We start from the raw sequence: 23,403 nt of genomic DNA, 5'->3' as shown, positions 1-23,403 counted from the left end.
TCAGGCGGCGGCTGCGCCGTCGGTCAGGATCGGGCGCAGGGCCAGCATGGCCTGGGCGCGGTTGTGGACGCCCAGCTTGCGGAAAATGGCGGTCAGGTGCGCCTTGATGGCGGCTTCCGACACGTGCATGTCGGCGGCGACCTGCTTGTTCAGGCGGCCGTCGGCGATGCTCAGCAGCACCTTCAGTTGGGTGGCGGTCAGGGCGTCCAGGCGCTTGCGCATGGCGGCCAGCTCGTTCTGGATCGTGGTGGAGCCATTCAGCGTCGGGAACAGGCGCGCGCCGGTGAACACGGCCCTCAGCACGTCGACCATTTCGGACGGGCAGGCAGACTTGTGAATGAAGGCGGCGGCGTCCAATGCGCGGCTGAAACCCACCATCTCGTCGTCGCGACGCGATGCGAAGATGACCACAGGCGTGTGCGGTAGGCGCTGCTTGACCTGGATCAGGGCCGAGAGGCCCGTGGCGCCGGGCAGGGCAGGGTCCATCACCACCAGGTCGATCGCCGCGCCAAAACGGCAACCGGCTTCGATGCCAGTCAGATCGCCCACCTCGACGGTGTGCGCCTTGGGCCATGCCGACAGGGTCACTGTTCGAATGGCTTCCCGCATCAGCGGATGGCTGTCGATGATCAGAACGCGCATGAAGTTGTCCCGCCCCCGGTTGAGCAACTGACGCGAGCATGAGGCGGACGCGAGCGCACGTCACTGAGCGTAGTGTCGCAGTTGAGCGCGCGGTTCGGTGAGCTTTGCTATGCGATAAATGTGCAAACTGCACGCATATGGGCGTTTATCTGGTTTTTCAGTGATTTACCTTCCTAACAAAGAAGGGCGGAAACGATTGCGACAGGACGTCGCACGGTTGTGTCAGCCTGTCGCATCCCGATTTACGATACTCATTTTGAGGCGAGTCCGAAGTGGGTGTTCGCACTAGACGATAGTCTAAGGTTTCTGGCTTTGTTCTCCTTCGGTAAGGTCTGATTAGGCGTCCTGACGTCGTGAGTGGGTCGAGATTTTTCGTACCCACTCTTCGACGGACCCATGCGCCATCTGAACGCCATCTTTGCCGAGAAGCCGACCGCCGCCCGCGGCGCGGTCGCTGCGGCGTGCGTTCTGACGGCTGCTCTGGTGTGCGCGCCCGGCGTGGCGAAAGCCCAGTTCGATCCGGCGTCTATGACCCCGGCGGCCTCGATAATCGAGAACGTCGCGGCCCTGACCTTCACCGATCAGTACGGCCGGCAGGCGCTCAACTCCAACAAGGTGGCCCTGAAGGTCCAGGAGATCGTCGACGTCAGCGTCGAGACCCTGACGCCGGAGCTCGACGTCGAAGCGAACGCGAACGACCAGCGCCTGGCGTTCCGGATCCGCAACCTCGGAAACGGCCGGGAAGCCTTCGACCTCTCGTTCGAACATATCGATGATGATTTCGACCCCGAGGCTTGCCGCATCATCGTCGACTGGGACGGTGATGGCCGTCTGGACATGACGAAGGACCGCGTCTCGTCCACGACCCCGGTCCTGGCGCCGGGCGAGTCCGTCGTCGCCTGGGTGTCCTGCCACATTCCCGAAAACGCCCGCCTGGGCGCCTTGGGCCGTATCCGCCTGCGGGCCTTCCCGACCGCGCTGCGCAACGGCGCCACGGTTAGCGACATGTCCAAGGCCGGCAACGGCGGCGTGTTCATGGTCTTCGGACCCAATCTGCGCGGCGGGACCGCCGGCACGAACGGCGGCGTCACCAGCCCGCCGGCCACCTATCGCGTCGGCGAGGTGGTGGCTCAGCTGATCAAGTCGCAACAGATCGTCGACGTGCTGGACAACAACACCGTCGTGACCGGCACGATCGTCACCTACACGCTGGAGGCCCGCGTCGGGACCGGCGGCACGGCGCGTCAGGCTCAGATCACCGACGTCATTCCGGTCGGTGCGACCTATCTCGCCAACAGCCTGACCCTGGACGGCGCGCGCCTGAGCGACGCCGAGGACGGCGACGCCGGCCGCTTCACGGGCGGCGCCATCGAAGTTGGGCTGGGCGATCTCGCCCCCCAGTCGAGCCGCACCGTCACCTTCAAAGTTCGCATCAACGCCACGGGGAAAAACCAATGATCAAAACCCTTCTGCTCGCCACGGCGGTCGCAGGGCTGTTGGCTCACGCGGCCCACGCCGGCGAAGCCACCCTCTCCACCGCCGTCTTCAAGGAAGTCGAGACCCGCGCCGCAGACGGCAAGGTGACGACGGCCCTGAAACCCGCCGGCAGCGTCACGCCCGGCGACCAGGTCGTCTACGTCCTGACCTATCGCAACGGCGGCGCCAGCCCGACCGAGGGCGTGGTGATCAACAACCCGATCGCCAAGGACCTGATCTATGCGGGTCCGGCCGACGCCAAGCCGCCGGTCGTCTCGATCGACGGCAAGACCTTCGGCCCGCTGGCCAGCCTGACCAAGACTGGCGCCAACGGGGCCGTTCCGGCCACCGCCGCCGACGTCACCACCCTTCGCTGGGCCCTCGCTCAACCCGTCCCGGCGGGTGGTGAAGTCCAGATGTCATTCCGCGCGCGCCTGAAGTGACGCGCGTCTCATCCCATTCTGAAACGGGGGCTACCATGAAGAAATCATCCAAAAAACTGTGGCTGGCGGGGGCGTCCGCGCTGCTCGTCGTCATGTCGGGCCAAGCGGCCCTGGCTGCGCCGGGCACTCAGGCCGGCACCAGCGTCACCAACACCGCGACGGTCTCGTACTCGGTCAACAGCGTCGCCCAGACGCCGGTGGCCTCGAACGTCGCCTCGTTCGTCGTCGACCGTAAGGCCGACGTCGTGGTGGCCGAGGTCGGCGGCACGGCGACGACCGTCGCCTACGGCCAGACCAACCAGGTCACGACCTTCACGGTGACCAACGCGACCAACGCCATCCAGGACATCCGCCTGTTTGCGGCGAACACCGCGCTCGGCGCGCCGACCCAGCTGGGCCACACCGACACCTACGGCGTGACCAACCTGCGGGTGTTCGTCGACTCGAACGGCAACGGCACCTACGACGCCGGCGTCGACCTGGCGACCTACATCGACGAACTGGGCGCGGGTCAGACCAAGACCGTGTTCATCGTCGCCGATATTCCGGCTTCGGGGCCGGCCAATGGCGTCTCGGGCGTCTTCCTGACGGCGGTCGTCGCTGCCGGGGGCCAGAGCGGCTCGCTGGGCGCCGACCTGACCCAGAGCCTGCTGGACGATCCGAACCAGATCGACACCGTCTTCGCAGACGGCGCGGGCTACGCTGATCTGATCCGCGACGCCCGCCACAGCGCCGGCGACGAGTATCTGATCGCCGCCTCCAGCGCCGAGGTCACCAAGTTCGCCGTGGTGATCAGCGACCCGCTGAACGGCATCGTCACGCCCAAGGCGATCCCTGGCGCGGTCGTCGAGTACTGCATTGCGGTCAAGAACATCGGCGCCCAGGCCATCACCGGTGTCGGCCTGACCGATAACATCCCGGCCAACACCACCTACGTGGCCAACAGCACCTACGTGAACGGCACCTTCTCGGGCGGTCTGTGCGTGCTCGACGGCTCCCAGGCCTCCGACGCTTCCGCGTTCAACGGCACGCGGGTCGCCACGACCATCGCCAGCATCGCGTCCGGCGCGACCGCTACGACCCGCTTCCGCGTCACCATCAACTAACCACTACAGACCCCGACCGGGCGGCTTCCAGCCGCCCGGGACGGCTTTTTGGACACCGAATGACCTTCCTGACCCGCATGAAATTGGCGCTCACGAGCCTGGCGATCTCCGCCGGTCTGCTCTCGCCCGCCTATGCGCGTCAGCAGGACGTCGTCACGAACACGGCGCAGCTCTCCTATGCGGGCGCGACCGGCCGCGTGAGCGTCAATTCCAACACCACCTCCGTGAATGTGGCCTTCGCGCCGAAGATCCTGCTGATGCGCCTCGCGGGCGAATCCGACGGGATCGTCCTGAACGCCGGCGGCACCATGTGCCAGGTCGAAGGTCAGGGCTTCAAGGCGCCGGACGTCTCGGCGTTCGAGGCCTTCGATCCGATGAAGGTCAAGCTGCGCGAAGCGGCTTCCTTCCATGCCGGCGAGACGATGTTCATCGACGTTTCGATGCCCGAGGTGAACCTCGACCCGAACGTTCGCGAAGAAATCACCATCACCGTCCAGACCCCGCAGGGCGACAAGGAAACGCTGAAGGTCAGCGAGTCGACCCGCAACAGCGGCCGCTTCCTGGGCTACATCCCGGCCACCGACAAGCCGATGACGCCCTATGACTGCCAGATCTTCGCGCCGCGCGGCGGCAAGCTGAGCTTCAGCGTCCTGGGCTTCGATGGCGCGGACTCGGCCACCATCGACGCTCTCATCGATCCCTACGGCTATGTCTTTGATTCTCGTACCGGAACGCCTGTCGACGGCGCCCGCGTCACCCTCGTCGACCAGGCGACCGGCCTGCCGGCCAAGGTGTATGGCGACGATGGCGTCAGCGTCTATCCGTCGACGGTGATCAGCGGCCACGATGTCGTGGACGAGGGGGGCTCCGTCTATCAGTCCGCCAGCGGACAATATCGCTTTCCGCTGACTGCGCCGGGACGCTACGCGCTCTTCGTCGAGCCGCCGCAAGGCTACACGGCGCCGTCCACGGCCTCTCCGCAGCAAGTGGCTAAGCTCACCTCGCCTGAAGGTAGTGGCTTCATCATCGCCGACGCGTCTTGGGGGGCGGCTTTCGATCTGACACAGCCCGAGCCGCTGCAGATCGACATCCCGCTGGACAGCGGAACCCTGCCGTTCGTGGTGCGGAGCTTTTCGCAGGGCCTGTCGCTGGACAAGACCGTGTCGCACCAGAAGGCGTCCTTCGGCGATCTCATCGGCTACACCCTGGACGTTCACAATCTGGGCGCTGCGCGCATGATCAACGACGTGAAGGTCGTCGACATGCTGCCGCGCGGCCTGCGCTACGTGAAAGGCTCTTCCCGCCGCGACAATAAGCCGCTGCCGGACCCGAAAATCAGCGCCGACGGGCGGACTCTGACCTACGCGCTGGGAACATTCACGGGCTCTCAGACAAGTAAAATCAAGTATCAGGTCAGTATTGGCGCCGACACGCCAATCGGCATGGCGATCAACCGCGCCGTCGCCACCGGCGGCATGGGCGCCTCCAGCGGCGAGGCCCGAGCCCGCGTGCGCATCACCGCGCCGCTGATGACGGACAGCGGCACGATCATCGGCCGCGTCACCGAGGGCGCCTGCGCCACGCGCCGCGAAGATGGCCGTATTGGCGTCGCCGGTGTGCGTCTGGTGCTGCAGGATGGCACCTATGTGGTGTCCGACCGCGACGGCCTGTTCCATTTCGAGGGCGTCACGCCCGGGCTCCAGGTCGTTCAGCTGGACGTCGGGGCTCTGCCTGAAGGGCTGGAAGCCGTCGCCTGTGGCCGTGACACCCGCATCGCCGGTCGCGCCTTCTCGCAGTTCGTCGACCTGCGCGGCGGCGGCCTGGAGCGTGTCGAGTTCCGCCTGCGTCGCACGACGGCTCAGCCGACCAAGACGGGTGTCGTCGTCCCGACGGATCAGGCCTCGACCGAGACGATCGACTGGTTCGTCAACCAGCAGCCGGGTGTCGACTTTGTCTATCCGAATCAAGGGCATAATCCCGTCGCGCCGGTGACCCGCGTCGCCGTCAAGCATGCGCCGGGCAACCAGGTCAGCCTGACGATCAACGGCGCGCCGGTCGACGTTCTGACCCGCGACGGCGTTGAAACCAGCGCCGACGGGACCATGGTCGTCTCGCTGTGGCGCGGCGTGCCGCTGGTCGAAGGCTCGAACATCCTGGTCGCCACGATCACCAACGGCAGCGGCGCTGTCGTCGCCCAGATCAAGCGCGAAGTGGCCTACGCCAACGCGCCCAGCCGCGCGACGCTGGTCCCTGAAGCCTCGCACCTGATCGCCGACGGCCTGACCGCGCCGGTCATCGCCGTGCGCTTCACCGACCGCTTTGGCCATCCGGTGCGCCCGGGCGCGGTCGGGACCTTCGAGCTGTCCGATCCGTACATGATCGCCCGCGATCCGAACGCCGATCAGCGCCTGGCGGGCGAGGGCGCACGCGGTGCGACCTGGCACATCACCGGCGACGACGGCGTCGCCCTGATCGAACTGGCGCCCACGACCCAGGCCGGTTCGGCGACCCTGCGCTTCAAGCTGTCGGGCGTCGGCGCGACAACGACGCCGAACGAAGTCCGCGCTTGGCTCAGCGCCTCGCGTCAGGACTGGATCGTCGTCGGCTTTGCCGCTGGCACCGCCGGTTACAACACCCTGTCGCGCCATGCTGCGCCGCTGGCTCGTCGCGACCGCGACAAGACCATGGTCGACGGCCAGCTGGCCTTCTACGCCAAGGGTCGCGTCCGCGGCTCGTGGCTGCTGACCATGGCCTATGACAACAAGCGCACGCCGGATCCGGAGCGCGGCCTGACGGGCGCCATCGACCCGGACCGCTATTACACCGTCTATGGCGACGGCTCGGGCCAGGCCTATGACGCCGCCAGCCAGCGCAAGCTGTATGTGCGCCTGGAGCGCAAGGCGTTCTACGCGCTGTTCGGCGACTTCCGCACGGGTTTCGACGCCACGCGCCTGGGCCGGTTCGACCGGACCATGAACGGCTTGAAATTCGAGCGTCAGGGCCGCGTGTTCAGCTTCGCCGGCTTCGCCGCCGACACCGAGCAGAGCCATGTCCGCGACGAACTGCCCGGTTCGGGCCTGGCCGCCCTGTACCAGCTGTCACGCCGCGAGATCGTGCCGAACACAGAGACCGTGACGATCGAGACCCGTGACCGTATCCGCGCCGAGCGCATCCTGGCCAGCCGCGTCATGGTTCGCGATGTCGACTACGACATTGACTACATCACTGGCGCCATCACCTTCCGCGACCCGATCGCCAGCCGCGATCTGGATCTGAATCCCAATGTCGTCGTCGTGAACTATGAGGTTCTCGGCACGGGCGAGAAGAACACCGAGCTGGGCGCTCGCGTTTCGACCAACCTGATGGACGGCAAGGTCAAGGCCGGGATCACCTATCTGCACGGCCGTCCGGGCTCGGCCACCACCGACACGGACCTGGTCGCCGCCGACCTGACCCTGCGCCCGCGCGCGGACACCGAGATTCGCCTCGAGGCCGCCGCCAGCGACTCGGTCGCCACTGGCCGCCAGGAAGCCTGGATCGCCGAGGTCGAGCACCACTCCGCCCGCTTTGACGTGCTGGGCTATGCGCGTCAGGCCGACACGGCGTTTGGCCTCGGCCAGTCCAACCAGGCCGATCTCGGCGCGCGCAAGGTCGGCGTCGACGGCAAGGCCCGTCTGACCCAGAACCTGTCGCTGGACGTCTCGGCCTATCACGAGAACTATCTGGACAACGGCGATGTCCGCGACGTTGTCGACGCCAGCCTGAACTATCAGCGCAACGGCCTGCGTCTGGGCGCTGGCCTGAAGTCGGCGAACGATACGCCCGAGGCCGGCGAAGCCCGCCGCTCGGATCTGCTGACCCTGTCGGCGACGAAGGACTTCTTCAACCGCCGCCTGCAGGTCAATGTCTCGTCGGATTTCGCCCTGGGCGACGCCGAGAGCCTGGACTTCCCGGTGCGTCGTCGCCTGGGCGCCTTCTATGAAGTGCGCGAAGGCCTGCGGGTGCTGGCCAGCCGCGAGATCATCGAAGGCGACGGCTACAAGGCCGCCATCACCGGCGGCGGCGTCGAGGTTGCGCCTTGGAAGGGCGCGCGCCTGACCGGCGCCCTGAACCAGCAGACCCTGTCGGCCTTTGGTCCGCGCACCTTCGTCCAGATGGGCCTGGCCCAGACGGTCAACTTGAAGGGCGGCTGGACCGTCGACGCCACGGTGGACTCGGCCAAGACCCTGGCCGGTCAGGTTCCGAACCCGAATACCGACAACGCTCAAGCCATCGGCTCCGCCCTGGCGACCGAGGACTTCACGTCCGTCAGCCTGGGCGCGGCCTATCGCGCCGACCGTTGGAGCTGGAATGGCCGGGTCGAAGCCCGTCGTGGCGATCGCACCGACAGCTGGGCGGTTCGCTCCGCCTATCTGCGCCAGCTGCGCGAAGGCGTGACCGCCGCCATGACCGTCCGCGCCGACGAGACCGTGACCAGCACGGGCGCCGTTTCGCGCGGCACCGAAGTGACCGGGTCGGTCGCCTGGCGTCCGCTGGACAGCCGCTGGGCCGTGCTGGACAAGCTGGAAGTCCGTCACGAGGAGGCGCGCGGCGTTGTGCAGGGCACGGGCGTGGCCGGCTTCGGCCCGACCGCTCGCGGCGACGGCGTCACCTCCAAGGTCATCAACAACCTGGCGGTCAATTTCGACAGCGACCGCGGCGATCACACCCCGGGCGCGGTGCAGGCTTCGCTCTATCACGGCGCCAAGCTGGTGCGCGGCCGCTACGACGGCGACGTGCGCACCAACGTGGTGCAGGTGATCGGCGCCGAGGCCCGCCTGGACCTGACCCGCAAGATCGATCTGGGCGTCAACCTGTCGGTCCGTCATGCCGGCAAAGGCGGCGGCACCGCCTACGCCGCCGGTCCTTCGGTCGGGATCTCGCCCGCTGAGAACACCTGGGTCAGCGTCGGCTACAACGTCGTCGGCTACCACGACCCCGACTTCGCCGCGGCTGGCTACAGCCGCAAGGGCTTCTACATCACCGCGCGCGTGAAGTTCGACCAGAACACCTTCGCGAACCTGGGCTCGGGCGCCCGGCAAGTGTTCGGTGCGATGCGTCAGTGATCAGAGTGGGTGGCGGCAACAAAGGGAGATGAAGCATTGCGAATGCTGACGCAGACCGACCACGAGGAGTTGTTGCGCCTGGCCGCCCTGGTGCGCGCCAATGTGCTGGCCGCGCCGCGCGATCCGGCCTTCGACCAGGTGGCGCAAGCGGCCAAGGCGCTGTTCGGGGCGATGGCGGGGATGGTGACCTTCATCGGTTCCGACCATCAGTTCTACAAGGGCAGGGCAGGGGTCGACATCACAGACACCCCGCGCGAGGTCTCGTTCTGCGACCACTGCATCGCCTATCGCAACCTGCTGTGGATCGAGGACACCCGCGAGGATCCACGCGTCTACGACAATCCGTTCGTGACCGGCGCGCCCAATATTCGTTTCTACGCCGGCGCGCCGGTGCGGGACGCCGACGGCTGGCTGCTGGGCACCGTCTGTGTCGTGGATATCAAGCCCCGCGCTTTCGATCCGGCGCTTTCCGAGGCGCTGAAGGCCCTGGCGGACGTCGTCTCCAGCCATCTGCCGACGAGCGTTTAGAGGCTGGCGCAGCAGCGTCGGGTTACGCGTGCAGCAATTTGCCGCAGGCGCGATGTCATATGTGTAAACCCCCGTTGAGCGCGACCGTGGCACGGTGACCAGGACGCGGGCGGCAGGCGCTGCTCGCGGTGTTCCAGTGTGATGGCGGGCAATGGGCCGAAGCGTACTTGTGATCGACGACGACCCGATGATCCGCCAGTTCGTGGAACTGGTGCTGCATCAGGCCGGCTACAGGGTGTCTTCCGCCAGCACCGGCGTCATGGGCGTCGAGGCGTTGCAGGCGTCACGCTGGGATCTTGTTCTGCTCGATATCGAACTGCCGGACATGACGGGTCTGAACGTGCTGGGCGTCTTGCGTCGCCAGCGTGTGCGTCCGCCCGTGATGATGATGACCGCAAAGGGCGATGCGGTGACGGTCCGCGTGGCGCTGGAAGCCGGCGCAGCTGGCTATCTGGTCAAACCGTTCGCCGCTCACAATCTGTTGCGGCGGGTCGAAGCGATGCTGCGGGCTCAAAACCATCCGCCGGTTCAACTGGCGAGGGGCGCCGCCGCTCTGCCGACGCTCGCGTCCGAACCCGCGCTCGAGCCCAAGCCCAAGTACGAGACGATCGAGATCTGAAGTCCCGATAGCGCGCCGTGGCGGCGGGATCCGCTCGGCGACGTCAATAACATGGGAGGCGGAGTCGGCGGTGTCGGGCGCAAAGCGGCCGGAAACGGCCGTATCCGCCGCGATTAGCAAGTATTTCGCGCCTTCCGGTTGTCTTTGTGCGTCAAATTTCTCACATATTGGGACATCTTGTCGCATAATGGAAAGAAATTGCTGGCCGCGCAAAAAATGCTCTGGCCAAACTAAGCCTCTTTCCTATTATCACTCACAAGTTGGGATTTTGTCTCATTATGTGAGATTTGCTTGAGCGGGTCGGTCCGCTCGGCTCCCAGCCCAGGAGCCGCCCCGCAGAGGGCGGACGGATGAGCAGAGGCTTCCGCCAAGCGGTCGCCGCGAAGGGAGAGGAACGATGGGCTATCAGGCCAAGAACAATGGTGTCCTGCGCACGGGGTGCTCGGTGCTGGCGCTGACGCTGGGGGCTTCGCTGCTGACCGCGACGGTCGCCGCCGCTCAAACCGCGCCGACCGACGACTCGGCCGCGGTCGAGGAGGTCGTGGTCACGGGCTTCCGCGCCAGCCTCAGCAGCGCGATCAACACCAAGCGCGTCTCCAACAACATCGTCGACGTCATCAAGGCGGACGACATGGCCAGCTTCCCCGATGCGAACCTGGCCGAGTCGATCCAGCGCATCCCGGGCGTCTCGATCACTCGCGACGGCGGCGAAGGCCGCAACATCACCGTGCGCGGCCTGGGCGGCGACTTCGTTCGCACCACGCTGAACGGCATCGAGGCCTATTCGGCCACCACCGGCTCGACCCTCGGCGTGGTCGCCGGCATCAACCGTTCGCGCGGTTTCGACTTCTCGACCTTCGCCTCGGAACTGTTCAACAGCGTCACCGTCAGCAAGTCGCAATCGGCCGAGATGGACGAGGGCTCGCTGGCCGCCACGGTCGACCTGCAGACCGGCCGTCCGTTCGACAAGAAGGGCTTCCGCGCCGCTGCGTCGGTGCAAGGCGCCTACTACGACAACAACAAGACCAAGGCCCCGCGCTTCGCCGGCCTGATCAGCAACACCTGGGGCAATTTCGGCGCTCTGTTCTCGCTGGCCTACAGCGAGCGCAAGGCGCAGGAAGAGGGCTACAGCGACACCTCGCAGTCGGATTATTCGGACGCCAACAACGGCTTCTGCGGCACGGCGGTCGACATCGCCAGCCAGGCTGGCAGCCAGGTGGTCAACACCGCCATTCCCTACGTGAACCCGCTCTCGGGCTCGGGCAACCGCCCCGCCGGCCAGTGCTTCTCGGGCCTGCCGTCGGACCCGACGGCCTACGCCGCCATCAACCAGCCGAACGTCTTCCTGCCCCGTAACCCGGGCCTGGGCCGCTTCGAGCTGGATCAGAAGCGTCTGGGCATGACCGGCGGTCTGCAATGGCGCCCGAGCGACCGCACCGACGTGACGCTGGACATGGTCTACTCGCAGTTCGACCAGGACCGCGCCGACTACGCTCTGTCGAACGCCTCGCTGAACCGCAACGTCAACGGCGCCAGCGCAGCCTTCCCGCTGTTCGCCGGCCGGGTCGACGCCCAGATCATGGACGTCCACGTGCTGCCCACCGGGCAGGTGGACTACATGAAGATCAACAATGTCGACATCAAGCACATCGCCGAGCGTAGCCAGACCACGACCAAGACCCACCAGGTCGGTCTGACCCTGCGTCACGACTTCAGCGATCGCTTCAGCGGCGACGTCAAGTTCGGCCACTCGGGTTCGGACTTCCAGCAGCCCTGGGACGTGCTGATGTCCTATGACGGCTTCAACAAGGCCGGCTATGTCTGGGATGCGCGCAACGACGCCAGCCGCCCGTTGATCAACTACGGCTACGACGTCGCCAACCCGGCCAACGTCACCTTCACCAACGCCGGCACGGGCCTGACCCCCGACATCCGCATCGTCAAGGCCGCGGTGTTCAACACCCTGGCCACCGCCGAAGCCAACGGCAAGTTCCGCCTGAACGACGTCTTCACGATCAAGGCCGGCGTGTCGCTGAAGTCGTTCGACTTCCAGAGCAAGCAGGTCCAGCGCCTGTACGCCAACAACGCCTCGACCGCCGTCACCGCGACGGGGACCATCCCGTTCAACTTCGCCCAGTTCGCCGCCGACTTCCCGGGCAGCGCGCCGCTCAGCGAGACCATCACGGGCTTTGGCAAGCAACTGGGTCTGCCGGCCGGTTCGGTGACCAGCTGGGTCGTGCCGGACGTCATGGCCTATGTCGACAAGCTGGGCCTGCTCTGCAACTGCTCGAACAAGTACGGCGACTTCACCCTGGCCATCAACTCGGCCCTGGGGAACAACCGTCAGGTCCAGGAAAAGGATCTGGGCGGCTACGTGCAGGTCGACTTCGACACCGAGATCCTGGATGGTCGCCGCCTGCGCGGTAACGCCGGCGTGCGCTACGTGAAGACCGACCTGGACGCCACGGGTTATACCTCTCTGACCTCGCAGATCACGGTCAACAACAAGTACAACGACTTGCTGCCGTCGGTGAACCTGGCGCTGGACGTGATGCCGAACCTGGTCGCGCGCTTCGCCGCCGCCAAGGTCATGGCGCGTCCCAGCTTCGGCAACCTGACGCCGGGCGGTTCGGTCAACACGACGTTCGGCGCGCAGTCGGCCTCGATCGGCAACCCGTTCCTGGATCCGTATCGCGCCAAGAACTACGACTTCAGCCTGGAATGGTACCCCAGCGAGGGCGTGATCGTCAGCGCCACGGTCTTCGACAAGGAGATCGCCAGCTCGATCCAGACGATCGCCACGACCGAAGCCTACGGCAACACCGGCCTGCCGCTGGCGCTGCTGCCGGCCGGCCAGGACGCCTCGACGCCGTATCTCGTGACCCGCTCGCGCAACACGCAAGGCGGCTACATCCGCGGCCTGGAAATCAACTACCAGCAGCCGTTCCACTTCCTGCCGGGCCTGCTCAAGAATACCGGCACGATGCTGAACTACACCTATGTGGACAGCTCGGTGCTCTACTATCTGTCGTCGGGCACGGCCACGACCCCGGCCACCCAGATCCACGATCAGTTCCTGAACGTCTCGCCGCACTCGGTGAACGCCACGCTGTACTATGAAGATGACAAGCTCTCGGCTCGCGTGTCGGTGGCCTATCGCGACGAGTACCTGACGGCCCTGCCGTTCAAGTCGGAAGTGCCGGACGCCAACGGCAGCTACGCGACGACCAATGTCGACGCTTCGCTGTCCTACCAGCTGACCCCGCACCTGAAGCTGACGTTCGACGCCCTGAACATCACCAACCAGGCCGCAGACCAGTGGAGTGGCAAGGAGCGCCGCTCGCAGCGCGTCTACAGCACTACCGGCCGCCAGTTCTTCCTGGGCGCGTCGTACACCTTCTAGTTTTCGCTTCCCCCCACCAAAGCGATCAAACTGGCGCCGGTCTCTCAGACCGGCGCCTTTTTCTTGTCAGCGGCAGGCCTGGACGGGCGTCAGGTCGGGCGAGGGCTTGGCGGGCTCCGTGACTCGGACCTGGAAGTCATCGAAATCGGCATAGCCGTTGCTGGTGGCGACATAGGCCGGCGTATCGCTGGGCGCGATCGAGAACAGGCCGATCTGCGCGCCGACCCAGCGGCCCTCGCGCGACAGGAACGTGTCGTCGACGGTCTCGAAGGTCTGGCCGTCCAGGCTGTAGGCGAAGCGGACCTCGGCCTGGAAATTCCGTTCCTTGGACGGCCAGGGCGCGCCCTCCTTGGCGGCGGTCATGCGGTTGACGACCGGCTCGGCCGACAGCCGCAAGGTGACGCGCGAACCGTCCAGCTTGCGGGCCAGCACGGTCTTCTCCGCGCCGCCCTCTTCGCGGCGTTTCTGAACGAGGTAGGCGCCGTCGACGCGACGCTCCAGCCCGATCCAGGCGTAGGCGTAGCCGACCATGGCCAGGCCGGCCTGCTCACCCACGCGCAGGGGCGAGAATTCCAGCGTCGTGGTCGCCGAGAAGGCCAGGCCCGGCAGCTTCTGGGTCAGGACTGCGCCGGCCTCATAGAGGCTGGCCGGGGAGGAGGCGGCGCGCAGGCGCAGCCAGCCCGGACGCGCGCCGGGCTCGATCCAGCTGCTGGCCGGGTTGCTGTTCCACTGCCAGGCCAGCGACGGACGACCGTCGTCGAACGCATCGGTATCCTGCGGTTGGCCCTCCGACTGGCCGCGGGTCTTTGGAACGGCGTGACAGACCACCGGCTCGCCGCGGCCATCGCCATCGGGATCAGCGCCGATCACCGGCCAGTCCTTGCGCCAGGCCATCGGCTGCAGGTGAACGCGGCGGCCATAGCTGTCGGTGTCCTGGAAGTGCAGGAACCAGTCTTCGCCCAGACCTGTGTCGACCCAGGCGCCCTGGTGCGGGCCGTTGATCGGCGTCTTGCCCTGGTCGAGCACGTTGCGGTTCTCCCACGGGCCCGTCAGCGATTTGGATCGGAACACCGCCTGCCAGCCAGGCTTCACGCCGCCGGCCGGGGCGAAGATGTAATAATAGCCGGCCCGCTTATAGAGCTTGGGGCCCTCGATGGTTTCCCACGGGGCCAAGCCGATACTGGTCTTCACCGGCGGCAGCTTTTCGCCGTCCAGGATGACGACGCCGGCGTCGACCGTGCGGCTGCCGTCGGCGTTGAGACGCTTCAAGGTCAGACGGTTGGCGAAGCCGGCGCGGCTGCGGGCCCAGCCGTGCAGCAGCCAGCCCGTGCCGTCCTCGTCCCAGAAGGGCGCTGGATCGATCGCGCCCTTGCTGTCGTCGACCAATTGCGGCGGGCTCCAGGGACCGGCCGGGTCCTTGGCGGTGACGACGTAGATGCCGAAATCGGGATCCGGATAGTAGATGCGGAACAGGCCGTCGTGGAAGCGGATGGCTGGGGCCCAGACGCCGCCGCCCTTGCGCGCCGTGCGGTGATGGTCGTCCTGAGGCAGGCGTTCCAGCGCGTGACCGATGATCGTCCAGTGCACCAGATCCTTGGAGTGCAGGATCGGCAGGCCCGGCAGGTTCACGAACGACGAGGCGGTCAGGTAGTAGTCGTCGCCGACGCGTACGACGTCGGGATCCGACCAGTCGCCGGCCAGGACGGGGTTGCGATAGACCTTGGGCGCTTCAGGGCGCGCGGTCTCGGCCGCCAGGGCGGCCGGCGCCAGCAACGACAGGGCGATGGCGCCTGCGAGGGCGTGGCGGTGGGCGTGGATCTGCACGTCGGCTCCTGGTCTGGCTCCGACGTGTCTTCGCGCGGCGTTGGGCTTTCGTCGAGCCCTTAAGGTCGGGCCGCCAGGGCGGGGACCCGGCGACGGCGCAGACCCACGGCGAGCGACGCCAGGAACGCGGCGGTCAGGCCCGCGGCGACGAAGCAGGCCGGGCAATGGCCTGCGAACGCCCAACTATCCTGGCTTGAACTGCAGATGGGGCCGGCCAGGAGGCGCGGCAGGGCCTGTTGCAGGGCGATCGCCCAGCTGACCAGGGCGGCGGCGCCGAGCAGCGACGAGAGATAACGAATGGACATGAACCGACTCCGGATTGGCCGACAGGCTGCTCCAGGGTGTGGTTTCCCGCTTTGAGCAAGATCAAAGCGGGGGTTGAGGGGGTGTGAGACCCAGGCTGTCAGGTTCGACTCATGGAGTCCGCATGTCCGCCCCATCGCTCACTAGTTCAGGCCCGCCCGCCGGGTCCAAAGTCCTTCTCATCATCTCCGTCCTGGGAGCCTTCTTGGCGGTCCTGGGCGCGGGACTCACACACGATACGATCTTCCGGCTTCAGGCTGGGACGTTCGCGATCGCCGCCATCATCGCAGGCTTCGTTCTCAGCTCCGGCCTCGCGGGCGGCAAGCTGCAGGACCATCCCGACCAGTACTCCGACAACATCATCAAGGCCGGCGTCATCGCCACGATGTTCTGGGCGGCCGCCGGTCTCCTGGCTGGCGTGGTCATCGCCGCACAGCTGTCCTGGCCCAACCTGCTGTTCTTCCCGGAAGCTGGCTGGACCAACTTCGGCCGTCTGCGTCCGCTGCACACTTCGGCGGTGATCTTCGCGTTCGGCGGCAACGCCCTGATCGCGACGTCCTTCTGGGTCGTCCAGCGCACCTGCAAGGCGCGCCTGGCCGGCGGCATCACGCCTTGGTTCGTGTTCTGGGGCTATCAGCTGTTCATCGTCCTGGCCGCCACCGGCTATCTGATGGGCGCGACCCAGGGCAAGGAGTACGCCGAGCCCGTCTGGTACACCGACATCTGGCTGACCATCGTCTGGGTCGCCTATCTGCTGGTGTTCCTGGGCACGATCTGGAAGCGCAAGGAACCCCACATTTATGTGGCCAACTGGTTCTATCTGGCCTTCATCGTCACCATCGCCCTGCTGCACCTGGTCAACAACGCCGCGGTGCCGGTCGGCTGGCTGAACCATCGTTCATACGGCGCCATGTCTGGCGTCCAGGACGCCCTGACCCAGTGGTGGTACGGCCACAACGCCGTCGGCTTCTTCCTGACCGCCGGCTTCCTGGCCATGATGTACTACTTCGTGCCCAAGCGCGTTGAGCGCCCGGTCTACAGCTATCGCCTGTCGATCGTGCACTTCTGGGCCCTGATCTTCATCTACATCTGGGCCGGCCCGCACCACCTGCACTACACGGCCCTGCCGCAGTGGGCCCAGACCCTGGGCATGACGTTCTCGATCATGCTGTGGATGCCCTCCTGGGGCGGCATGATCAACGGCCTGATGACCCTGTCGGGCGCGTGGGACAAGCTGCGCACCGACCCGGTCGTCCGCATGATGGTCGTCGCCATCGCCTTCTACGGCATGGCCACCTTCGAAGGCCCGGTGATGTCGATCCGCGCGGTCAATGCGCTGAGCCACTACACCGACTGGACCATCGGTCACGTCCACTCCGGCGCTCTGGGCTGGAACGGCTTCATCACCTTCGGCGCGATCTACTGCATGGTGCCGTGGCTGTGGAAGAAGAAGGCCATGTACTCGAACAAGCTGATCGAGTGGCACTTCTGGATCGCGACCACCGGTATCCTGCTCTACATCGCCGCGATGTGGGTGTCGGGCATCATGGAAGGCCTGATGTGGCGCGAATACACGCCCCAAGGCTTCCTGGCCTACAGCTTCATTGAGACGGTGTCGGCCAAGCACATCGAGAACGTCATCCGCACCATCGGCGGCCTGATGTTCCTGACCGGCGCGCTGATCATGATCGTCAACATCTGGAAGACGATCACCAGCCCCGAGCTCGACCTGGCCGCCGCCGAGCTGACCGACGACACGTCGGCCACCCCCGCCACCGCGAACGCCTGAGGTCCCCATGTCTCTTTGGAAGCACCACGCAAAGTTCGAGCGGCACTCGCTGCTGCTCGTGGTCGGGATCCTTCTGGTCGTCTCCGTCGGCGGCCTGATCGAGATCGCCCCGCTGTTCTGGCTGCAGAGCACGATCGAGAAGGTGGACGGGATGCGTCCCTACACCCCGCTCGAGCTGGCCGGCCGCGACGTCTACGTCAAGGAAGGCTGCTACGTCTGCCACTCGCAGATGGTCCGCCCGCTGCGTGACGAGGTCGAGCGCTACGGTCACTACAGCCTGGCCGCCGAAAGCATGTACGACCACCCGTTCCAATGGGGGTCCAAGCGCACCGGCCCGGACCTGGCCCGGGTCGGCGGCAAGTACTCGGACACCTGGCACCGCGATCACCTGATCGATCCGCGCTCGGTCGTGCCGGAGTCGGTGATGCCGCCCTACAAGTTCCTGGCTGAAAAGGAACTGGACTACAGCGACATCGTCGACCGCCTGAAGACCCAGCGTACGGTCGGGGTGCCTTATACGGACGCCCAGATCGCCAACGCCAAGAAGGATCTCGAGGCCCAGGCCGATCCCTTCTCGACGGACGCTGTGGGTCTGCGCGAGCGCTACGACGCCAAGGTCGTCAACCGCGACTTCGACGGTAATCCCAACAAGATCACCGAGATGGATGCGCTGGTGGCCTACCTCCAGATGCTGGGCACCCTGGTCGACTTCAAGACCTACAAGCCCCAATCGCCGGAGAACCAGCGATGAGCGGCCTGACCTACGAGACCGTGTCGCGCATCGCCCAGCAAGGCGGCCTGATCTACTTCGGCCTGCTCTTCCTTGCCGGCTGCGCCTTCGCCCTTCTGCCTTCCAAGAAGGCTGAATTCCAACACGCCGCCCGCATGCCGCTGGACGACGAGGAGCTCTCCTGATGGCTCACGAGAAAGAAACCGACGAGGTCACAGGCGTCGAAACCACCGGTCACGAGTGGGACGGCATCCGCGAACTCGACAATCCGCTGCCGCGCTGGTGGCTGTGGATCTGGTACGTGTCGATCGCCTGGGCGATCGTCTACTGGGTGCTGATGCCGGCCTGGCCCGGCGTCAGCGGCTACACCAAGGGGATCCTGGGCCAGTCCGACCGCGTCGCGGTCGGGAAGGAACTCAAGGCCCTTGAAGGCCATCGGGGCGAGGGCGCGGCTTTGCTGCGCACCGCCAGCCTGGAGCAGATCGAAAAGGACCCCAAGCTGAGCGCCTACGCCCAGCAGGTCGGCCAGTCGATCTTCGGCGACAACTGCGCCACCTGCCACGGCATCGGCGGCACGGGCGGCAAGGGTTACGCCAACCTGCGCGACGACGTCTGGCTGTGGGGCGGCAAGCTGGAGGACATCCAGTACACCATCACCCACGGCGTCCGTAGCAACGATGCCGAAACCCGCTTCTCGGCGATGCCGGCCTTCGGTCGCGACGAGATGCTGAACACCGCGCAGATCGACGACCTGACCGAGTACGTGGTCAAGCTGTCGGGCCGTCAGGCCGATGCGGCTGCTGTCGGTCGCGCCGCTCCGCTCTTCGAAGCCCAGTGCGTCGCTTGCCACGGCGTAGACGGCAAGGGCGTCCAGGAGATGGGCGGCCCCGACCTGACCGACGCCGACTGGCTGTATGGCGCCGACCGCGCCGATATCCGCAGCCAGATCTTCTCGGGCAATGGCGGCGTCATGCCGGCGTGGGGCGGTCGCCTCAGCCCCGAAACGATCAAGGCTCTGTCCGTCTACATTCACGCCAACGCGGGTGGTCAGTAAGGGCTATGCCCACGCTTATCGACAATACGGGTCCTAAGCCTGAGTCCGGCCAAAAGCCTGAGTCCGGGAAGGCGGTTTCGGCCGCCGCCCGGGCGAAGGGCAAGGGCGACGCCAAGGGCGGTCTCTACAAGCCGCGCCAGCCGATCTACCCCAAGCTTGTCCATGGCAAGTGGCGGGCGGTGAAGTGGGCGCTGCTGATCGCCTGCCTGGCCATCTACTATGTCACGCCGTGGATCCGCTGGACGCGTCCAGAGGGCTTTCCACAGCAGGCGGCGCTGGTCGATTTCGACGGCCGGCGCTTCTACTTCTTCGACATCCAGCTGTGGCCCCAGGAAGTCTATATCTTCACAGGGATCCTGGTCATGGCCGCCCTGGCGCTGTTCCTGGTGACGGCGCTCTTCGGTCGTTTGTGGTGCGGCTATGCCTGTCCGCAGACCGTCTGGACAGACCTCTACATCGTGGTCGAGCGCCTGTTCGAAGGTGACCGCAACGCGCGGATGCGTCTGGACGCCGCCCCGACCTCGTTCAACAAGATCTGGCGCAAGACCGGCAAGCACTTGGCGTGGCTAGGGATCGCCTTCGGCACCGGCGGCGCCTGGATCTTCTACTTCCATGACGCGCCGACCCTGATCCGCACGTTCTGGACCGGCGAGGCGCCGGTCACGGCCTATGTCTCGTGCCTGCTGCTGACCTGCACGACCTACATCTTCGCCGGATGGATGCGCGAGCAGGTCTGCACGTACATGTGCCCATGGCCCCGCATCCAGGGCGCCATGCTGGACGACCATTCGCTCCAGGTGACCTATCTCGGCTACCGCGGCGAGCCTCGCGGTCCGCACAAGAAGAACCAGACCTGGGAAGGTCGGGGCGACTGCATCGACTGCCACCAATGTGTCGTGGTCTGCCCGATGGGCATCGACATCCGCGACGGCGCGCAGATGGAATGCATCAACTGCGGCCTGTGCGTCGACGCCTGCGATGAAGTGATGATCAAGATCGATCGTCCGACGGGCCTGATCGCCTACGATTCCGAATACGCCGTGGCCGCCCGCACCAAGGGCCAGCCGGCCAAGTACCCGGTGGTTCGTTCGCGCACGATCTATTACGCCATGGCGATGTCCGTCGTCGGCGGCCTGACGCTGTGGTCGCTGATGACCCGTCCGGAAGCCGACCTGAACATCATCAGAGACCGCAACCCGACCTTCGTGCGCATGCACGACGGCGCCGTGCGCGATGGCTACACGCTGAAGATCGGCAACCGCACCTTCGAGCCGCGCCGCTTCGAGGTGTCGTTCACAGGCATCCCAGGCGCCAGGCTGAGCCAGCCAGGCGAAACCGGCGGGACCGTCAGCGTCGTCGTTCCGGCCGACCAGGTCGCGGCGGTGCGCGTGTTCGTCACCGCGCCGGCCGACGCCGAACTCGCCTCCAGCGTTCCGGCCCATTTCGTCATCCGGTCCGGCGACCTCAAGGTCGAGACCAAGACCGTTTTCCTTTCAGGAGCTGCGAACCCGCAATGACCGCCGCCGCGCATTCGCTTTCCAAGCCTTCGCCAAAAACACCCCCCGTAAAGGGCCGTATCACCGGCTGGCACGTACTGATCGGCATGGTGCTGTTCTTCGGTCTGGTGATCGCCGTGGACACCCTGTTCATCATGAAGGCCTACAAGACCTTCTCAGGACAGGTGGCCTCGAACCCCTACGAGACGGGGCTGGCCTTCAACCGCACCCTGGCCCAGCGCCAGAAGGAAGCGGCCCTGGGCTGGAGCGCCGGCGTCGAAACGCCCGGCGGGACGTCGATCATCGTGCGGGTCGAGGACCGCGATGGCCAACCGCTGACCAAGCTGTCGCTGACCGGCACGCTGGAGCGTCCGGCCACCGAGACGGGCCGTCAGGTGCTGAACTTCAAGCCGCTGGGCGAGGGCCGCTACCAGGCGCCCGCCCGCCTCGACGGGGCCTGGGACCTCCGCGCCTCGGCCCGCGACGGCAGCAATCTGTTCGAGATCGAGACCCGCCTGGTCGAGGCCGCGAAATGACCCAGAGCCTGGCCCTGAACCGTGATCTGGAGGCCTTCGTCCGCCGTGATGCGGAAGGGCTGGGTCGCCTGGAGCTGCTGGTCAGCGGCGCGCGCTGCGCGGCCTGCATCAGCAAGATCGAGAAGGCCGTGCGCGAGGTCCCGGGCGTCGACGCCGCCCGGCTGAACCTGACGACCGGCAAGCTGGCCGTGCAACTGCGCGGCCGCGAGGCCGACCCCGGCTTGGTGGTCGAGACGGTCGAGGGCCTGGGCTATCGCGCCTGCCTGTTCGATCCCGGTGAAGCCAACGCCGCCCAGGACCGCGAGGGCAAGGAGCTGGCCGTGGCGCTGGGCGTGGCCGGCTTCGGGGCCGGCAACGTCATGATGTTCACCGTGCCCGCCTGGGCCGGCATCTTCGGGCAGGAGCTGAATGGCTCGACCCTGACCCTGATGTACTGGATGGCCGCCATCGTCGCGACGCCGTGCGCGCTGTTCGCCGGCCGGCCGTTCTTCCGTTCGGCCTGGGCGTCGCTGAAGCGCGGCAAGGCCAATATGGACGTGCCGATCTCGATCGGCGTGATCCTGACCCTGATCGTCAGCTTCTCCGAGACAATCCTGCGCGGTCAGCACGCCTATTTCGACGCGGCGGTCACGCTGCTGTTCCTGCTGCTGATCGGCCGCTACCTGGATCACCGCCTGCGGGCCAGCGCCCGCTCGGCTGCTCGTGACCTGCTGGCCCTGCAGACCCCGGTGGCCATGCGTCTGATCGACGGCGCAGAGCAGGGCGTGCCGGTGGCCGAGGTCAAGATCGGCGACCTGCTGGTCGTCGCGCCGGGCGACCGCATCCCCGTCGACGGCCTGGTCGAGCGCGGCCAGTCCGAGATCGACAACGCCCTGATCACTGGCGAGACGGCGCTGTCGCCAGTCGGCGTCGGCGCCAAGTTGCATGCGGGCGCGCTGAACCTGTCGGGCCGTCTGGTGATGAGCGTCACCGCCCGTAGCGAGGACTCCACCCTGGCGGCGATCGCCCGGCTGATGGAAGCCGGCGCCCAGACCCGCTCGGCCTATGTCCGTCTGGCCGACAAGGCCGCCGCCCTTTACGTGCCGGTCGTTCACACCGCTGCGGCCCTGACCTTCGTCGGCGGCTGGGCGTTTGGCCTGGGTCCGCGCGAGGCGCTGCTTCGGGCCGCCGCCGTGCTGATCGTCACCTGTCCCTGCGCCCTCGGTCTGGCCGTGCCGGCCGTACAGATCGCCGCCAGCAGCCGCCTGTTCCGCAAGGGCGTTCTGGTCAAGTCCGGCGCGGCGCTGGAACGTCTGTCCGAGGCCGATCACGTCGTCTTCGACAAGACCGGCGTCCTGACCGAAGGCCGGCCGAAGCTGATCGATGCGCCGGCCCATCTGGTCGCCATGGCCGCGCCGCTGGCTCGCGCCTCACGCCACCCGTTGGCCAAGGCCCTGGCGGCCGAGGCCGGCCTGGGTCTGGTCGCGACCGACTGCGTGGAGACGGCGGGGCAGGGCGTTGAGGGCCTGATCGACGGTCGCCGCGCCCGTCTGGGCCGCGCCGCATTCGTGGGCGTCACGGGCGGCGACGTCCGCGAGACCGAGCTGTGGTTCGGCTTCGAGGACAGCGTCAAGATCCGCTTCGTGTTCGAGGACCGTCCGCGCGCCGATGCCGCCGAGACCATCGCCCGTCTGCGCGGCATGGGCCTGTCGGTCGAGATCCTGTCCGGCGACCTGGCCGGTCCGGTCCGCGACATCGCCAAGGCCGTCGGCGTCGACCACTGGCGCGCGGGTCTTACCCCGTTCGACAAGGCCGCAATCGTCGAGAGCCTGAAGGCCGAAGGGCGCAAGGTGCTGATGGTCGGCGACGGCCTCAACGACGCCGCCGCCCTGGCAAAGGCGCATGCCTCAATGGCCCCGGGCGCTGCGGTTGACGCCGCCCAGAACGCCGCTGACCTGGTCTTCACTGGCGAGGGGCTGGATACGGTCGTCGTGGCCATCGACACCGCTGTCGAGGCTCGCCGTCGGGCGATGGAGAACTTCGGCTTCTCCGCGCTCTACAACCTCGTGGCCACGCCGGCGGCGATGGCCGGTCTGATCAATCCCTTCATCGCCGCCCTGGCCATGGCCGGCTCGTCGATGGTGGTGCTGCTGAACGCGGCGCGTCCGCGCATCAGTTGGAGACGCCGATGAACATCGTCCTGCTGCTGGCGCCCATGTCGATCGGCCTGGGCGCCATGGGCCTTTTCGCGTTCTTCTGGACCATGAAGTCTGGCCAGTACGAGGATCCGAAAGGCGACGCCGAACGGATCCTTTACGACCACCTGGACGACAAGCCGCCTGTCTGACGCGGGCCGATCGATTGATCTAG

Annotated in this window: 18 protein-coding genes; 15 read left to right on the top strand and 3 right to left on the bottom strand. The window is 66.6% G+C overall.

Features of this window, described 5'->3' with window-relative positions:
- Positions 1-642 (bottom strand): response regulator transcription factor, encoded by a 642-nt coding sequence (locus E1H18_RS04665; protein ID WP_172264188.1) that lies wholly within the window; start codon positions 640-642, stop codon positions 1-3.
- 396 nt (positions 643-1,038) lie between these two features.
- Between E1H18_RS04665 and E1H18_RS04660 the strand changes: the two genes are divergently transcribed.
- The 7 genes from E1H18_RS04660 (at position 1,039) to E1H18_RS04630 (ending at position 13,322) form a co-directional block, all read left to right on the top strand.
- On the top strand, positions 1,039-2,100 hold the full coding sequence (locus E1H18_RS04660; protein ID WP_172264186.1) for a DUF11 domain-containing protein: 1,062 nt from the start codon (positions 1,039-1,041) through the stop codon (positions 2,098-2,100).
- A complete protein-coding gene (locus tag E1H18_RS04655; protein WP_172264184.1) occupies positions 2,097-2,561 on the top strand; it encodes a DUF11 domain-containing protein in 465 nt (154 codons plus the stop codon). The genes E1H18_RS04660 and E1H18_RS04655 overlap by 4 nt, the downstream gene beginning before the upstream one ends.
- Before the next feature lie 35 nt (positions 2,562-2,596).
- The gene (locus E1H18_RS04650) at positions 2,597-3,667 is read left to right on the top strand and encodes a DUF11 domain-containing protein (RefSeq protein ID WP_172264182.1); all 1,071 of its coding nucleotides are present in this window, start codon (positions 2,597-2,599) and stop codon (positions 3,665-3,667) included.
- 59 nt (positions 3,668-3,726) lie between these two features.
- Positions 3,727-8,772 carry a DUF11 domain-containing protein gene (locus tag E1H18_RS04645; protein WP_172264180.1) on the top strand — a complete coding sequence of 1,682 codons (5,046 nt, stop codon included), beginning with the start codon at positions 3,727-3,729 and terminating at the stop codon, positions 8,770-8,772.
- 42 nt (positions 8,773-8,814) lie between these two features.
- On the top strand, positions 8,815-9,300 hold the full coding sequence (locus E1H18_RS04640; RefSeq protein WP_172264178.1) for a GAF domain-containing protein: 486 nt from the start codon (positions 8,815-8,817) through the stop codon (positions 9,298-9,300).
- A 169-nt stretch (positions 9,301-9,469) separates the two neighbouring features.
- Entirely contained in the window at positions 9,470-9,919 is a 450-nt protein-coding gene (locus E1H18_RS04635) for a response regulator transcription factor (protein ID WP_172264176.1), read from the top strand.
- A 397-nt stretch (positions 9,920-10,316) separates the two neighbouring features.
- Entirely contained in the window at positions 10,317-13,322 is a 3,006-nt protein-coding gene (locus tag E1H18_RS04630) for a TonB-dependent receptor (protein WP_172264174.1), read from the top strand.
- Between the two features lie 66 nt (positions 13,323-13,388).
- Here the strand turns inward: E1H18_RS04630 and E1H18_RS04625 are convergent, their stop codons facing one another.
- Positions 13,389-15,146 carry a glycoside hydrolase 43 family protein gene (locus E1H18_RS04625; RefSeq protein WP_370526423.1) on the bottom strand — a complete coding sequence of 586 codons (1,758 nt, stop codon included), beginning with the start codon at positions 15,144-15,146 and terminating at the stop codon, positions 13,389-13,391.
- Between the two features lie 59 nt (positions 15,147-15,205).
- Positions 15,206-15,451 (bottom strand): hypothetical protein, encoded by a 246-nt coding sequence (locus tag E1H18_RS04620; RefSeq protein WP_172264172.1) that lies wholly within the window; start codon positions 15,449-15,451, stop codon positions 15,206-15,208.
- A gap of 122 nt (positions 15,452-15,573) precedes the next feature.
- Between E1H18_RS04620 and ccoN the strand changes: the two genes are divergently transcribed.
- The 8 genes from ccoN to ccoS are packed head-to-tail and all read left to right on the top strand — an operon-like array spanning position 15,574 to position 23,380.
- A complete protein-coding gene (ccoN, locus tag E1H18_RS04615; protein WP_172264170.1) occupies positions 15,574-17,238 on the top strand; it encodes a cytochrome-c oxidase, cbb3-type subunit I in 1,665 nt (554 codons plus the stop codon).
- Between the two features lie 7 nt (positions 17,239-17,245).
- Positions 17,246-17,989, top strand: coding sequence for a cytochrome-c oxidase, cbb3-type subunit II (ccoO, locus tag E1H18_RS04610; protein WP_172264168.1), 744 nt, complete (start codon positions 17,246-17,248; stop codon positions 17,987-17,989).
- Positions 17,986-18,153 (top strand): cbb3-type cytochrome c oxidase subunit 3, encoded by a 168-nt coding sequence (locus E1H18_RS04605; RefSeq protein ID WP_172264166.1) that lies wholly within the window; start codon positions 17,986-17,988, stop codon positions 18,151-18,153. Before ccoO ends, E1H18_RS04605 begins: the two co-directional genes overlap by 4 nt.
- Positions 18,153-19,022 (top strand): cytochrome-c oxidase, cbb3-type subunit III, encoded by an 870-nt coding sequence (gene ccoP, locus E1H18_RS04600; protein ID WP_172264164.1) that lies wholly within the window; start codon positions 18,153-18,155, stop codon positions 19,020-19,022. Before E1H18_RS04605 ends, ccoP begins: the two co-directional genes overlap by 1 nt.
- Before the next feature lie 5 nt (positions 19,023-19,027).
- A complete protein-coding gene (ccoG, locus tag E1H18_RS04595; RefSeq protein ID WP_172264162.1) occupies positions 19,028-20,539 on the top strand; it encodes a cytochrome c oxidase accessory protein CcoG in 1,512 nt (503 codons plus the stop codon).
- Positions 20,536-21,054 carry a FixH family protein gene (locus E1H18_RS04590; protein WP_172264160.1) on the top strand — a complete coding sequence of 173 codons (519 nt, stop codon included), beginning with the start codon at positions 20,536-20,538 and terminating at the stop codon, positions 21,052-21,054. The genes ccoG and E1H18_RS04590 overlap by 4 nt, the downstream gene beginning before the upstream one ends.
- Complete coding sequence (locus E1H18_RS04585) at positions 21,051-23,225, top strand: heavy metal translocating P-type ATPase (protein WP_172264158.1); 2,175 nt, start codon at positions 21,051-21,053, stop codon at positions 23,223-23,225. The genes E1H18_RS04590 and E1H18_RS04585 overlap by 4 nt, the downstream gene beginning before the upstream one ends.
- The gene (ccoS, locus tag E1H18_RS04580) at positions 23,222-23,380 is read left to right on the top strand and encodes a cbb3-type cytochrome oxidase assembly protein CcoS (protein WP_172264156.1); all 159 of its coding nucleotides are present in this window, start codon (positions 23,222-23,224) and stop codon (positions 23,378-23,380) included. Before E1H18_RS04585 ends, ccoS begins: the two co-directional genes overlap by 4 nt.
- Positions 23,381-23,403: the final 23 nt, after the last annotated feature.

The sequence above is a fragment of the Caulobacter sp. RHG1 genome, assembly GCF_013181195.1.
Taxonomy (GTDB): Bacteria; Pseudomonadota; Alphaproteobacteria; order Caulobacterales; family Caulobacteraceae; genus Caulobacter.
Note: the sequence above shows the minus strand (reverse complement) of the source record. Positions and strands in the feature narration are given on the sequence as shown.